10 protein-coding genes and 1 pseudogene are annotated in these 14,172 nt (G+C 73.8%); 4 read left to right on the top strand and 7 right to left on the bottom strand.

Features of this window, described 5'->3' with window-relative positions; translation table 11 throughout:
- Window positions 1-6 precede the first annotated feature (6 nt).
- The 3 genes from BKD26_RS30820 to mmuM form a co-directional block, all read right to left on the bottom strand.
- Window positions 7-1,914, bottom strand: coding sequence for a DUF2264 domain-containing protein (locus BKD26_RS30820; protein ID WP_084905085.1), 1,908 nt, complete (start codon window positions 1,912-1,914; stop codon window positions 7-9).
- Entirely contained in the window at window positions 1,911-2,936 is a 1,026-nt protein-coding gene (locus BKD26_RS30815) for a hydroxyacid dehydrogenase (RefSeq protein WP_084905083.1), read from the bottom strand. The genes BKD26_RS30820 and BKD26_RS30815 overlap by 4 nt, the downstream gene beginning before the upstream one ends.
- 81 nt (window positions 2,937-3,017) lie before the next feature.
- Window positions 3,018-3,944, bottom strand: coding sequence for a homocysteine S-methyltransferase (mmuM, locus tag BKD26_RS30810; protein WP_084905080.1), 927 nt, complete (start codon window positions 3,942-3,944; stop codon window positions 3,018-3,020).
- Window positions 3,945-4,048: 104 nt separating this feature from the next.
- Between mmuM and BKD26_RS30805 the strand changes: the two genes are divergently transcribed.
- The 4 genes and pseudogenes from BKD26_RS30805 (at window position 4,049) to BKD26_RS30790 (ending at window position 6,902) form a co-directional block, all read left to right on the top strand.
- The gene (locus tag BKD26_RS30805; RefSeq protein WP_084905078.1) at window positions 4,049-4,276 is read left to right on the top strand and encodes a DUF5133 domain-containing protein; all 228 of its coding nucleotides are present in this window, start codon (window positions 4,049-4,051) and stop codon (window positions 4,274-4,276) included.
- Between the two features lie 171 nt (window positions 4,277-4,447).
- Window positions 4,448-5,299, top strand: a complete 852-nt coding sequence (locus BKD26_RS30800; protein WP_084905076.1) for a D-alanyl-D-alanine carboxypeptidase — start codon at window positions 4,448-4,450, stop codon at window positions 5,297-5,299.
- Between the two features lie 128 nt (window positions 5,300-5,427).
- A pseudogene (locus BKD26_RS30795) lies at window positions 5,428-5,734 on the top strand (amidohydrolase family protein); the annotation flags it as partial.
- Window positions 5,735-5,846: 112 nt separating this feature from the next.
- Complete coding sequence (locus tag BKD26_RS30790; protein ID WP_084905073.1) at window positions 5,847-6,902, top strand: glycoside hydrolase family 43 protein; 1,056 nt, start codon at window positions 5,847-5,849, stop codon at window positions 6,900-6,902.
- A 335-nt stretch (window positions 6,903-7,237) separates the two neighbouring features.
- Here BKD26_RS30790 and BKD26_RS30785 read toward each other — a convergent pair whose 3' ends face one another.
- The 4 genes from BKD26_RS30785 to BKD26_RS30770 form a co-directional block, all read right to left on the bottom strand.
- Entirely contained in the window at window positions 7,238-7,789 is a 552-nt protein-coding gene (locus tag BKD26_RS30785) for a hypothetical protein (protein ID WP_084905071.1), read from the bottom strand.
- A gap of 53 nt (window positions 7,790-7,842) precedes the next feature.
- Window positions 7,843-8,541, bottom strand: coding sequence for an ester cyclase (locus tag BKD26_RS30780; protein WP_084905069.1), 699 nt, complete (start codon window positions 8,539-8,541; stop codon window positions 7,843-7,845).
- 81 nt (window positions 8,542-8,622) lie between these two features.
- Window positions 8,623-11,472 (bottom strand): LuxR family transcriptional regulator, encoded by a 2,850-nt coding sequence (locus tag BKD26_RS30775; RefSeq protein ID WP_084905067.1) that lies wholly within the window; start codon window positions 11,470-11,472, stop codon window positions 8,623-8,625.
- Between the two features lie 203 nt (window positions 11,473-11,675).
- A complete protein-coding gene (locus tag BKD26_RS30770; RefSeq protein ID WP_179166767.1) occupies window positions 11,676-13,487 on the bottom strand; it encodes a S8 family serine peptidase in 1,812 nt (603 codons plus the stop codon).
- Window positions 13,488-14,172: the final 685 nt, after the last annotated feature.

The raw sequence follows: 14,172 nt of genomic DNA, 5'->3' as shown, positions 1-14,172 counted from the left end.
CGCTCCTCAGGGGACCGTGTGCGTCACCGTCACGGCCGGCCCGAACGCGATCCGGGTGAGCGACCCGTCGTCCGCCCACCGCACCTCGGCCGTCTCCTCGTCGGCGCGCTCCACGGTCGCCGCGCCCGCGAGCGGCTCCGGCTCCGGGGCCGCCGTCAGCGAGGCCAGCGCCACCAGTACCGCCGTGCCGCCCTCGGAAGGGGCCGTGGACAGCCGGGGGAGGGTCGCCCAGCGGGTGAACGCCGTTCCCTGCGGGGCGCGTAGCTCATCGGAACGCTCCCAGCCGTGCAGACCGTGCAGCTGGGAGCAGAGCGGCTCGTCCGGGCCCGTCGCCCACCCCGACAGGTGTATCCGCGCCCCGAGCGGGAGGCCTACGAGCCGGTGGACCCGCAGCTCGTACCGGCCGCGCGCCACCGTCACGCTCTCCACCCGCAGTCCCGGCACCATCGGCGACCCGGCCGGGAACACCGGCCGGTGCCAGGAGGCGGCCCACCCCCAGCCGTCCCCGTGTCCGGCGCCCAGCGGCCGGATCCGGCACCGCACCGACGCCACCCCGCCGACCTCGACGGACAGGTGGTTGTCGGGCGCGTTGGCGGCGGACGTCGGCCCCGTACGGGTGGAGTAGGCGAGCCGCCCGTACAGCACGTCGTACGCGTCCGCCGAGTCACCTCGCGCGGGGTGGACGTGATCGCTGCCGTGGTTGTGGAGCCGGGCGACACCGTCCGCGCCGGTCGTCTGGACCAGCAGCCCCGGCGCGGGCAGCGCCAGCACCCGGTCGCCGCCGCTCTCGGCGGGGGCCGCCTCCTCCCGTACGGTCCACAGGGGGTCGTCCGCCGGGACCAGCAGTGCCACGAACGCCTTGGACGCCCAGTAGGGCGAGGCGGGCCCCGAGTACGACTGGAGCGTCGCCTCGTGCGGACCGTGCCAGCCGGGCGTCAGCAGCCCGTCGCGCGCGTCCACGGCGCCCCGGTCCAGGAAGTACCGCAGGCAGCCGCTCAGCAGCCGCCGTGAGACCCCGGGCGCGAGCGGCGTGTGCCCGGTCAGCGCGCCGAGCCCCACCGCCGCGCCCGCGGCGAAGCGGTACGTCAGCGACCGCCCGAAGTGCACCGGGGCTCCATCGCCGCCGAACAGCGGGGACAGCCCCTCCAGGTGCTCGCGCAGCCGTGGCCCGTACAGGCCCGACAACGCCTTGTCGCCCGCCAGATGGGCGTGCAGCACGGGGTAGAGGTGCAGGGCCCAGCCGTTGTAGTGGTCGAACGCCCGGCCGTCGCCGTCCGCGTACCAGCCGTCGCCCCGGTACCAGGACTCCAGCAGGCCCAGGCCCCGCTCGATGGCCCGCGCCGTCTCGGCGTCGCCGCGCCCCACCGACTGGAGGAACCCGGCGACGGTCAGCGGGAAGAGGTACCAGTTGTTGGGGGAGGGCGTGTGCCGCAGGGCGCCGCGCAGCCACTGTTCGGTCCGGTCCTGTACGTCACCGTCGAGGCGGTCCCACAGCCACGGGCGGGTCAGCCGCAGGCCGAGCGCCACGGACGCGGACTCGACCATCGGCTGGCCCTGGACGTGGTGGTCGAGGATCAGCGGCCACGACTCGGCGTCGTCGCGCCCGGGCGTGCGCGTCCCGGCGGCCAGCCCGTCCGCGTACCGGCCGAGCAGCCCGTACGGGTCCGCACCGCCCGCGCCCGCGACGCGGAACGCCGCCGCCAGGAACGTCCGCGCGTACCCCTCCAGGCCGTCGGAGCGCACGCCGGAGTGCGACGGCCGCCCCGGCAGGTCCAGCAGCGCCCCGCCCGGCGTCGCCCACCGCCAGGCGGCCCGGACCAGGCTGTCGGCCACGGCCTCCCAGTGGGCGCGGGTGAAGCCGGTGTACGGGCTCGACTCCCGGTCGTCGGGCGGAAGTCCGAGGTTCTCGCTCACGCCAGGTACCCCAGCCTCTCGCGCCGTACGGGATGGGCGAAACCGTCGCCCGCGGCCCAGCGGGCCACCTCGCTCACGGTCAGTTCCGCGAGCCGCCGCCACTCGTTGCCCTGCGAGCCTGCCAGGTGCGGGGTCAGCAGCACGTTCTCGCAGTCCCACAGCGGGTGGTCCGGCGGCAGGCCCTCCGGATCGGTGACGTCCAGCACCGCGTGGAGGCGGCCCGCCAGCGCTGCCTCGGTGAGCGCCTCCTGGTCGACCACCGCGCCCCGCGCGGTGTTGATCAGCGTCGCACCGGGGCGCAGCGCCGCGAGCAGCTCCCGGCCGACCAGCCCGCGGGTGGCGGGCAGCAGCGGGGTGTGCACGCTCACCACGTCGCTCGCGGCGAACAGCTCCTCGATGCCCACCTTCCGTACGCCGAGGGCGGCCGCCTCGTCGTCGGTGACGTACGGGTCGTGGAGCAGGACGCGCAGGTCGTACGGGCGCAGCAGCTCGATGACCCGGCGCCCGATCAGCGAGGCGGAGCAGATGCCGACCGTACGGCCGTAGTTGCCGAGGGCGCGGTCGACCCGCAGCGGGTGGCCGCGCTCGCGCGAGGCGCGGTGGTCGCGGGCGCGCTCCAGGACGCGCTTGCCGGACAGCAGGATCATCGCGACCGTGTACTCGGCCACCGGCAGCGCGTTGGCGGCTGCCGCCGACGACACCTCGATGCCCCGCTCCCAGCACGCCTCGGTGACATGTGCCCGGACGCTGCCGCCCGAGTGCGCGATGGCGCGCAGCCGGGGCGCGGCGGCCAGTGCGGCCTCGTCGACGGGCGGGCAGCCCCAGCCGGTGACCAGCAGCTCGGTGCGGGCGAGCACGGCACGGGCCCGGTCGGTCGTCAGATCGTCGAGCACCGGAGGCGCCAGATCGCACACGGCCGCCAGCTCCTCGCGGGCGGCGGGCCCGAAGACGGCCGTTGCCGTCTCCTCGCTCATCGCGAGGGCGGCGCGCGGCGGCGGACGGTGGGCGTGCGCGGTCGGCATCGCATCACTCCAAGTCGTCGACACTCCATCGACACCGGCATGGTGATCGAGCCACACCCACCCGGTCAAACGATCAAACGTTCACCGGGCGCGCGCCGCCAGCTCGGTGATCGCGCCGGGGCCGACCCGGCAGCAGCCTCCGATCAGCCGCGCGCCCGCCTGCCGCCAGCCGGCCACCCGCTCGGCCGAGAACGTCGGACGGCCACGCCAGGCACGGGCCCCGGCGTCCCACTCCTCGCCGCTGTTGGGGTACACCACCACCGGCTTGCCCGTGACGCGTGCCGCGACCGCGACGGCCCGGTCGGCGTCCTCGGGCGCGCAGCAGTTCACCCCGACGGCGACGATCTCGTCCGACGCGGCCGCGACCGCGAAGGCCTCCTCCAGCGGCTGGCCGGCGCGCGTCCGGTCCCCGGCGACCGTGTACGACAGCCACGCCGGTACGCCGAGCCCGCGCACCGCCCGCACCAGGGCCCGTGCCTCGTCCGTGTCCGGCACGGTCTCCAGCGCCAGGACGTCCGGGCGGGCGGCGGCCAGCACCTCCAGCCGCGGGCGGTGGAACCGTTCCAGTTCGGTGACGCTCAGCCCGTACCGGCCCCGGTACTCCGACCCGTCGGCCAGCATCGCACCGTACGGCCCGGCGGACGCGGCCACCCACAGTGGCCGCCCGGGCGCCTTGGCCTCCGCCCGCCGGGCGGCCTCGCGGCCCAGTTCGACGCTGAGCGCGATCAGTTCGGCCGCCCGGTCGTGCCCGATTCCGCGGTGGGCGAAGCCTTCGAAGGTGGCCTGGTAACTGGAGGTCGTCGCGACGCTCGCGCCCGCCTCGTAGTAGGCGAGGTGCGCCGCGACGATCGCCTCCGGCCGGTCGGCGAGGAGCCGCGCCGACCACAGGTCGTCGCTCAGGTCATGGCCGGCGGCTTCCAGCTCGTTGGACAGCCCGCCGTCGAGGACCACGGGCGGGGCCGATGCGGCGAGCGTCTCGGTGAAGGCGGGGGCGGCGGCGCTGGTCATGAGGCCGAAGCTAGTCCAAGACGCCCGGGCATGGGGAACGGATCACCGGGTAGCAGGGCCCTCACACGGACAACCGGCGCTTGTCGTCAGGAAGGAGACCTGCCGTGCTGATGGCCCACCCCGCCGTCCTGAACAACCTGGTCGAGCAGTACGAGACCCTTGAGCTCCTGCACGCCGAGGCCGGCACCCCGGAGGTCCGGGAGCGCATGGACGAGATCGCCCGCACCCTGTGCGTCGCCACGGGCACCCGCGACGTGGACGTGGCCCTGGTCGCCGCCCGCCACCGCCTTCCGGGCGCCCGGCCGGAGGACGACTCGCTGCTGACGGGCTGACCCGCCGGCGTCCGTCTCCCTCACTCTTTAGGTGGCTTCCGGCGGGCGATCCGCATCCCCGGGGCCGGTTGGCCTGTCTTGCCGGTAGCGGTGTATTCGGGCAGCGTCGCCGCGGCTGCGCGTACGGGAGTGTGGACTTTGAACAGCAGGACCTTCAGCCGCTTAGGGGCGGTGCACGTCACCGTCTGGACCGTGCTGGCCACCGGGGCGGCCGCCGCCCCGGCCCAGGCGGCCCCGGTGCGGCCACCGTCGATCACCGCCAAGGGCGGTTTCGTGATGAACACCGGCTCCGGGGCCGCCCTCTACGCGAAGGGCGCCGACAGCCGTCTTCCCACCGGATCGACGGCCAAGATCATGACGGCCCATGTGGTCCTCTCACAGAAGAACCTCGACCTGGACGCCAAGGTCCCCGTCCAGATGGCGTACAGCGACTACATCGTGGCCAAGACCGCCTCGTCGGCACGGCTGATCGTGGGCGACAAGGTGACCGTCCGGCAACTGCTGTACGGGCTGCTGCTCCCCTCCGGGTGCGACGCCGCGTACGCCCTGGCCGACACCTACGGGACCGGCTCCACCCGACAGGCCCGGGTGAAGTCGTTCGTCGGGAAGATGAACTCGGCGGCCACCGGCCTCGGCCTGAAGAACACCCACTTCGACTCCTTCGACGGCATCGGCAACGGCAAGAACTACTCGACACCGCGCGACCTCACCAGGCTCGCGGGGCAAGCGATGAAGAACGCGACGTTCCGCGCCATCGTGAAGACGAAGTCGACCAAGCAGAGGGTCACGACGAAGAACGGCGGCTACCGCGACATGTCGTGGACCAACACCAACAAGCTGCTCGGCACCTATCGGGGAGCCATCGGGGTCAAGACCGGCTCCGGCCCGGAAGCCAAGTACTGCCTGGTCTTCGCCGCCACCCGGGGCGGCAGGACGATCGTCGGCACGGTCCTGGCCTCCTCCTCGGAGGCCAACCGCAACACGGACGCGACCAAGCTCCTGGACCACGGATTCAGGCAGTAGCGCCCGGCGACCATCCCTGCCCGCCCGGGTACCGTCCCCGCGCGTGCGGGGATGGTCCCGGCCCCGAGGTCAGGCCCGGAGGTGACCGGCGTACGGGCCGCTCGCGCGCCGCATGAGGAGCGCGTAGCCGGCCCGGCCGAGACCTCACCCGGACACCGCAGGGCCCGGAACAGGCGCTCAACGCCCTGGAGGCCCTCCAGGGCATGACCGTCAACGCCGCCTACGCGGCCGGCGAGGAGCACGAGGCCGGCCGTATCGCGATCGGCCACCGCGCCGACCCGACGGTGTTCGCCGCCGACCCGCTCGCCACCGCGGCAACCGAGCTGCCGGACCCTCCCGGTGCCGCTCACCGTCCTCGACGGCGAACCGACCCACCGCGACGCGCTCCTTGACCGGCCTGGGTCAATCGCGCGCGACCCGTTGACCTTCCCGTAGTACACCCTTACCGTTTCGCCGTTCGGTATTGCAGATGGCGTTCGGGATCCCGAACAGGTGGGCGCAGCAAGGCCGTTGGGGTTGCGGGCGCCGGGACGGAAGGGCACACCGTATGAGTGACACATCGACACCCCCCACCCGCAGACTGCTCCTCCAGGGCGCCCTGGCCGCGGGCGCGCTCGGCGCCGTACCAGGCGTGGCGAGCGCCGCCCCGCACCGCCCGTACGTCAATCCGCTCGTGCGCAACCGGGCCGATCCGCACATCCACCGCCACACCGACCGGCAGTACTACTTCACCGCCACCGCCCCCGAGTACGACCGGATCATCCTGCGCCGCTCGCGCACCCTGCGCGGCCTCGCCACGGCCGAGGAGGCGGTGATCTGGCGCAAGCACGGAAGCGGCGACATGGGCGCGCACATCTGGGCGCCGGAGATCCACCACATCGACGGCAGGTGGTACATCTACTTCGCCGCCGCGCCCGTGGACGACGTGTGGAAGATCCGTATGTGGGTGCTGGAGAACCCCAGCCGCGACCCCTTCAAGGGCACCTGGACCGAGAAGGGGCGGATCGTCACCGCCTGGGACACCTTCTCGCTCGACGCCACCACCTTCACACACCGGGGGTCCCGCTACCTCGCCTGGGCGCAGCACGAGCCCGGCATCGACCACAACACCGGCGTCTTCCTGTCGAAGATGGCCAACCCATGGACCCTCACCGGCCCGCAGATCCGGCTCACCACGCCCGAGTACGACTGGGAGCGCGTCGGCTTCAAGGTGAACGAGGGCGCCTCCGTCATCCGGCGCAACGGCCGCGTCTTCATGACGTACTCCGCCAGCGCCACCGACAGCAACTACTGCATGGGCCTGCTCACCGCCGACGCCGACAGCGACCTGATGGACCCGGCCTCCTGGACCAAGTCGCCGCGGCCGGTGTTCACCAGCAACGACACCACCCGGCAGTACGGCCCCGGGCACAACTCCTTCACCGTCGCCGAGGACGGCCGCACCGACGTCCTCGTCTACCACGCCCGCCAGTACAAGGAGATCAGCGGCGACCCGCTGCACGACCCCAACCGCCACACCCGTATCCAACGGCTCGGCTGGAAGAGCGACGGCACCCCGGACTTCGGCATCCCGGTCGCCGACGGCCCCGGAGCCGGCGCATGACCATCCGAACGAGACGCGCCGGCGTCCTCGCCGCCGCCGCGCTCGCCGACGAACCCCTCGCCCAGGGACTGATCAGCCGATCGGCGCGCCGCTGACCCCCGGCCGGTCGCGGCCCCGCCCGGCCGGCACCACCCCCGGCCGGGCGGGCCAACTCCCGCGAAACAAGGGGCCCATGCCCGACCCCACCGTGAACGCGCCGCCTACTCGAGGGTCCCCGGCATCTCCCTCGAAGCGATGCGCGCCGACTTCCGGCGCCACATCTGCCCCATGCACGACACGACACGTACTCCTCCGGCATCACCGAGCAGGGGGCCAGTCGTTCCCGCGCCGGGCGTCTACGGCACCACGCTCGGGGCGTACGCGGGAGCCGTCACGCACTGCGCGCGCAGCGCCGCGAGCGCGGACCAGGCGTCGTGCGCACCGAAGACGCGGGGCGGCGCGGGGCGCGGGCCCATGACCGCGTAGTGCACCGGCAGGAAGGACAGACCGCCCCAGGGCTCCACCGTGTGCGCCCGCGCCAGCACCCCGCCGCACCGTGCGCACCCGATCCACGGAACCAGCACATGGCTCGTACCGGGCGAGGGGAGCGGCCGGGCGTCCGGATGCTCGATCAGCCGCAGCGGAGGGTCGTCCTCGTCGGAGCCGACGACGGCGCAGCACAGCAGCCGGGGCATGAGCGCGTCGCCCATGCCCCAGTCCCGCACCAGCACCGCGATCTCCACGAGCGTGGTCTCGCTGATGACCACCCGCCCGGCCTGGAGACCGGACACCAGCGCGTCCAGCCCCGCCTCCTGTTCCCCTATGTCCCAGCAGTCCCGGACCAGGGTGGCCTCGGGCTCGGGCAGCAGGTCGGCAAGGCGGTACCAGAGAGTAACTTCATCGATCACCCGCCGAGGCTATCGGGGCGGAGGTGACGGCCGGCGAGCAGCCCTCCACCTGGTCACTGGGCCTCCACGACACCCAACTGCCGCATCAGGCCGAAGTCGTCCCAGTTCCACCAGCTCTCCGCGATCTTGCCGCCCTTGCAGCGGAAGGTCGCGTGACCCGTGCCGGAAACATCCCGGTTCGTGGCCTCCAGGCCCTTGTACGTGCCGGTGTGGCGGCCCTTGTACGACATCCGCATGCACACCAGGTCGCCCTCGGCGACCAGCGCCTCGATGGTGATGGCCGGGTGGAACGCCTCCAAGATCTCCCGGTTCTCCGCCTTGGCGGTCGCCAGGTCCGCGTCGTACGTCGACAGGGACGGGTCGTGCTCCCGGTAGTCACTGGTGCACAGGCCGTCGGCCGCGTCGACGTTCCCCTTGTTGATCACCTCGTCCACGAACTTCTGGAGAACCAGCTTGTTGAGCTGCTCGTCGCGGACGACGTCCAGGTCCGTGAAGGTGGGTTCGCCGTCACAGAGGGCCGTCATCTCGCGGAAGATCCGGTCGGTCTCGGGCAGGTTCGAGTTCTCCATCGCCTCCTCGTACGAGGGGAATTCCACGATCTCCAGCACGTGCGTGGAGTCCGAACGGTCCCGGCCCATGATCGCGTGCGTGGCCGTCCGCTTACCCTGCGTTGCCTCGGCCCAGCTGTCCAGCAGCCGGTTCATCTCGTCGACCCTGTCGGTCTTGCAGTCGATGATCTGGACGAATGTCATGACGCCTCCCGCCATTGGAAACGACTGCGCTGCTTTCAGCGTAGGACCGTTGGGCGGAGACGGCAGGCGGGCAGAGGCCCGTCACCGCGAGGGCGCGGCGAGTCCGTTGAGCGCGGTGGCCAGCTGGGCGCGGGAGCGGACGTCGAGCTTCTGGTAGATGCGGGTGAGCCGCGCCTCGACGGTCTTCACGCTCAGATACAGCTTGGCCGCGGCCTCCTGGTTGCTCGCGCCCTCCCCGACGAGCCGGGCGAGCCGCAGCTCGGCCTCGGTCAGCCGGGACAGCGCGCTTCCGGCGGCGGGCGCCGGTGCCGAGTCGGCGGGCGAGGGGTGCTCGGCGGTCAGCCCGAGCCACGGCACGGCTCCCGCCCGCTCGAACACGGCGGCCGCCGCCTGCATCGCCGCCTGCGCGGCCGACCGTCTGCGCCGCCGCCGCTCCACCCGCGCCAGGGCGATCAGGCAGCGCCCCTGCTCCAGTACGAGCCCGTGCCCGGCGAACCGGTCGGCCGTCCCCACCAGCAGGTCGACCGCCTCGTCGGTCTTGCCGCCCGCCGCCAGGCACAGCGCGTACACCCGGTCGCAGCCCAGCAGCACGGTGGTGCGGCCGAGCCGCTCCGCGACCGGACCCACGTCGGCCAGCAGGGCCTGGGCCTCCGCCAGAGCGTCGCTCGCCAGCAGCGCCTCGGCCAGCTCCTCGTGCCAGCGCAGCATCGAGGGGTCGACCGTGCACTGCGCGTTCTCACCGTCCCGGACCCGGCGCAGCGTCTCCAGCGCGCCCGCCACGTCCCCGGTGACCAGCTGGACCCGGCCGAGCGCGTACAGGCCGCGCGCGAGGAAGACATGGTCGCCCTCCTCCTCCGACGCCCGCACGCTGCGCCGCGCGTACCCGGCCGCGCGCGCGAAGCTGCCGCCCGCCGTCTCGGCGAGCGCCAGCGCGTACCAGGCGGGCCCCGGTGAGAGGCCCGCCTCCAGCGTCAGGGCGAGCGACCGCCCGGCGTGCGCGAGGGCCGCCGCACACTGGCCGCGCCGGGCCTCGACCTCGGCGAGCGTACGGAACAGCTCGATGGCGTCCTCGACCGGGCCGCGCCGCTCGACCAGCGGCAGCAGCGCGTACAGCTGGTCCCGTGCCTCGGAGAGCCGGTCGTCGAACAGGGCGTGACGGACCGTCAGAATCTGGGCGCTGTTGCGGACGCCGAGCGGCCGGTCGGTCATCTCCAGCGCCCGTGCCTCGGCCAGCGTCCGCTCGGCGTCCGGCGAGCCGAGCACCCGGTCCATCCGGGCCTGCTGGGTCAGCGCCTGCGCGGCGGTGTGCCGGTCGCCCACGGACATGGCGAGGGCCGCCGACTCGACCGCCGCGGCGCGGGAGCGCACCGGATCGCCGTCCGCGAGGACGTACTTCACCGCCAGCCGTAGCTGGACCGCGGCCCGCAGCGCCGGCTCGCCCTCCGAGTCCTCCATGGCGTGCACATAGATCTCGTCCAGGTCGGTCAGCCCCTGCCCCGCCGTGTCCAGTACGGCGAGCCGCGCCCGCACCCGGTCGGCGGGCGTCGCGTCCCGGGCCAGCAGATCGGCCGCGGCACGCATCGCGAGATCCGCGCGGGCGGCCCGCCCGGCCTCCTCGGCGGCCTCCACCAGCCGCTCCAGCCGGCGCCGGCCCAGGCTCGCGGGCGTGGTCTCGGCGGCCAGCAGCGCCAGTTCGGCGGCGAGCGCGCTGTCGCCCCGCCGACGGGCCGTGTCGGCCGCCTCCGCGACCTCGGCGGCCAGGTCCTCGTCGGGCACGTCGTTGGCCAGGGCCCGGTGCCGTACCGCCTCCACCGGGTCGTCCGCCACTTCGGCGAGCGCGGCGTGCCCCCGGCTGCGCTCGGTCCAGCAGGTGTCGTGGACCAGCGTGGACGGCAGCAGCCCGGCGGTGAACGCGACCGTCCCGTCCTCGGACAGCGATATCAGCCCGGCGCGCTCGGCGGCGGCCAGCTCCGCCTCCGCCGTCGGTCGGCCGGCGCGGCGCAGCAGGGCCGTGGTCGGGCGCAGCGCCAGGGCGGCGAGCAGCAGCGTGGCCCGCACGGGGGCGGAGGCGGGCGCGAGCATCCGGCGCGCCACATCGCGGGCGCGCCCCGACAGCGGCAGCGCCTCGGCGTGGTGCACCGGGGTCCGCGCGTCGGCCAGGGACCGGCCGACGGCGAGGGCGAGGCGCGGGTTGCCGCCGCTGGCGCGGTGGATGCGCCCCGCGAGCCGGGACGGCAGCCGGTGGTGGACCAGCAGCTCCGCCATCTCGTCGGCCTGGAGCGGTGGCACCAGCAGCACGTCGGCCTCGGACGCCACCCACAGCGGCATGGGCGCGCCACCGCTGTCGGCCCCGCCACCGGCGTACGGAGCCGGGGTCTCGACGGCGACGACCCGCAGCGCGGGCGGCGCGAGGTGGAGGGCGAAACGGAGCAGGTCCGCGCTGTCGGCGTCGATGCGCTGGGCGTCGTCGACGACGAGGAGGACGGGCGACCGCTCGGTCAGCGTCCGCAGGACGCCGGCGACGGCCAGCCGCAGCGCGATCGGGTCCCATCCGCTGTCCAGGGCGGCCGACTCGCGGCACAGCACCGCGACGGCCTCCCGCTGCGGCCCCGGCAGGCCGTCGAGCGCGAAGGCGGGCACCGAGGCGATGAGCGCGGCGGCGGCCGCCCCGGCCATGTCGCGGTCCGCGGGTTGCGGGGCCAGCCACACGACCGTCTCACCGCGCGCCGAGGCCTGCTCGGCGGCCGCCTGGGCGACCTCGGTCTTGCCGACCCCGGGAGGCCCGGTGAGCAGGGCGCGCCCGCGGGAGTGCAGGACGCGTTCGAGGCGGGCGAGCAGCTCGGCCCGCCCGACGGGCGCGCCGCGGTCGGACTGCCCGGAGCCGTACGACGCGGGGACGCACGGCGTGGAGGGGTACGGCGTCGACCTCACCAGCGACCACCACCCTCCGGCCCGCGGACCCCCGCCCACGGGCCCCCTGCCCGTGATCTGTCTCGCGAGCGCAGCATACGAACTCGGCCACGGGAGTCCAGGTGTCCCGTCCGGTATGTGGACGAACACACAAGCGGGCGTGCCCGCGGCGAATTGCCGCGAGCACGCCCTTGACCTGCGAAGATGTGCGTCCTGCCGGTGGATCAGAAGGTCAGGCCCCACGAGTCGATGTAGCCGGTGTCACCCGACGCCACGTCCCTGACCTGGAGCTTCCAGGTGCCGTTCGCGACCTCGGTGGAGGCGTCGACCGTGTACGTGGCGAGGACGTTGTCGGCCGAGTCGCTGCCGCTGGAGTTCTTCAGCCGGTACGCGGTGCCGTCCGGGGCCACCAGGTCGATGACCAGGTCACCGCGCCAGGTGTGCTTGATGTCCACGTCGACCTTGAGGGCGGCGGGGGCGTTGCCGGTGAGGCCGGTGACGGAGATCGGGGACGTCACGGTGGTGTTGTCCGAAATCGTCACGTTCGTAGCGTTGGTGAACGCCGTTCCGGTACCGGGGGTGGGGGTACCGGTCACGGCGTTCACGGTCTTCGCCGCGTCCGCGATACCGGCGCCGCAGCCACCCGTGCAGGTGCCGGGCAGCGGGCGGGCGTTGGCCTTGATGGCGGACTCGATCTCGGCCGGGGTCAGGGTCGACTTGGCCGACTTGAGCAGCGCGGCGAGCCCGGCGATGTGCGGGGCGGCCATCGACGTGCCCTGGTAGGGCTTGTAGTTCTCCAGCGACTGGGTGGTGGTGCCGGAGTTCAGCGTGGAGAGGATGCCGTTCTCGGGGGTGGTGACGGTGCCGGGCGTGTCGGTGGCGCGGCGGGTCTCACCGCCCGGGGCCGAGACGTCGATGATGGTGCCGTAGTTCGAGTAGAACGAACGGTTGCCCTCACGGCTGGTGGACGCCACGTTGATGACGTTCGCGCAGTTGGCGGGCGTGAAGCCGGACGCGTTGGCGTTGCTGTTGCCGGCCGCGACGACGACGGTCGCCCCCCGCGCGACCGCCCCGTCGATGGCGTTCTTGTAAACGGTCGGGCAGGTGGAGCTGGCGCCGCCGAGACTCATGTTGATGACCTTGGCCGGATTCGGGTTCGCCGGGATGCCCGGGACCGAGCCGCCGGAGGCCCAGGTGATCGCGTCGGCGATGTCCGAGGACGAGCCGCCGCACTTGCCGAGCACGCGCACGTGCTGCACCTTCGCCCCGTACGCGATGCCCGCGACGCCCTTGGCGTTGTGGGTCGACGCCGCGATGGTGCCGTGGACGTGGGTGCCGTGCCAGGAGGAGTTGCTCGCCCGGGAGCCGGTGCCGCACTCGCCGTCCGTCGCGTTCCAGTCGCCCTCGTCCTTGGGGTCGCTGTCGCGGCCGTTGCCGTCGCGGGCGTCGGCGGAGCTGGAGATGAAGTCGTACCCCGACACGACGCCGGCGCTCAGGTCGGAGTGCGCGGCGTAGCCGGTGTCGATGACGGCGACGGTGACACCGCTGCCGGTGGTCTTGTCCCAGGCGCCGGGCACGTTCATGCCGCCGGTGGGCTCGAAGAGGTCCCACTGCTTGGCGTAGTCGGTGTCGTTGGGCGTGACGGCCATCGCGTAGGCGCGGATGTCGGCCTCCACGGAGGCGACCTGCGGGTCGGCACGGAAGGCGTCCATGACCTCCGTGACGTCCTGCTTCGTCGCCCGGTCGCCGAGGTCGACGAGCGCGGCGCCGCTCGCCAGACGGCGCTCGAACGACAGGCTCTCGCCGGTCTTCGCCGCCTTCTCGGCCGCGTCGCCCTTGGCGGCGGTGTTCGAGGTGGCCTCGGCGGTACGGGACTTGTACGTGACGATGACCTTGTCCACGGGCGCGCTCGGCAGGGCGGCCGGGGTCATGGCCTGCGAAGCCGGGGCAGCGGGCTTCGGGGTGGGGGTGGCCTCTGCGGCGAGGGCCACCGAGGAGGTGGCGGTCACGCCGAGGATCGTGGCGCTCGCCGCCACGACGGATATGAGTCTCCGCCTGGAACCGTTCAAGGTGTTCCCTTTCAGGGCAGCTCCGGCGACTCCCGGAGCGGCTGACGGTGCAGGGCGCGACGGGCGGCGGGCGCGTGGGGTCCGCGGACGTGCCGTGGGGGTGGCAGTCCGTGGTCCCCGGGCTGGGTAGGCCTCTTGCGCCGCCGCCGACGCGACGACCCCTGGGGACGGGGCCGTCACCGGCGGAATTACATGCACCTGACAGGCAGGTGGCTGAGAACCTCCGGTGCGGCAGACAGTAGGGAAACCCGGGATGAACCCGATACGGGGAAAACCCTTGTCACCCCCGCGAGGGTCAAGGGCGGGGGCGGGGGACCCCCGGCCCGCCCGCGGTTCCCACGGGTGGTCACCCCGCCGCGCCGTACCCGACCACCGCCGCAGCCGCCCACGGCCGGACGGTGCAGTACCCAACCACCGGCCTGCGGCCGCTCACGGGGCGGGCGGCTCCCGTGGCCCGCAGCCCCCCCACGGCCGGGCAGGACCGAACCCGACCACCGCCCCGCCCCGCCCCCCACGGCCGGACAGAGCCGAACGCGACCACCGGCCCGCAGCCGCCCGACGCCGGGCGGGGCAAGGAGGGTCACCCCCGCAGCGGATGGGGGTCCCCCCTGCTCGAGCGAGCCGAGAGCTTGGGGGAGGCGACGGGCGGGGC

Source organism: Streptomyces sp. CB03238, from assembly GCF_002099185.1.
Classification (GTDB): Bacteria; Actinomycetota; Actinomycetes; order Streptomycetales; family Streptomycetaceae; genus Streptomyces.
Note: the sequence above shows the minus strand (reverse complement) of the source record. Positions and strands in the feature narration are given on the sequence as shown.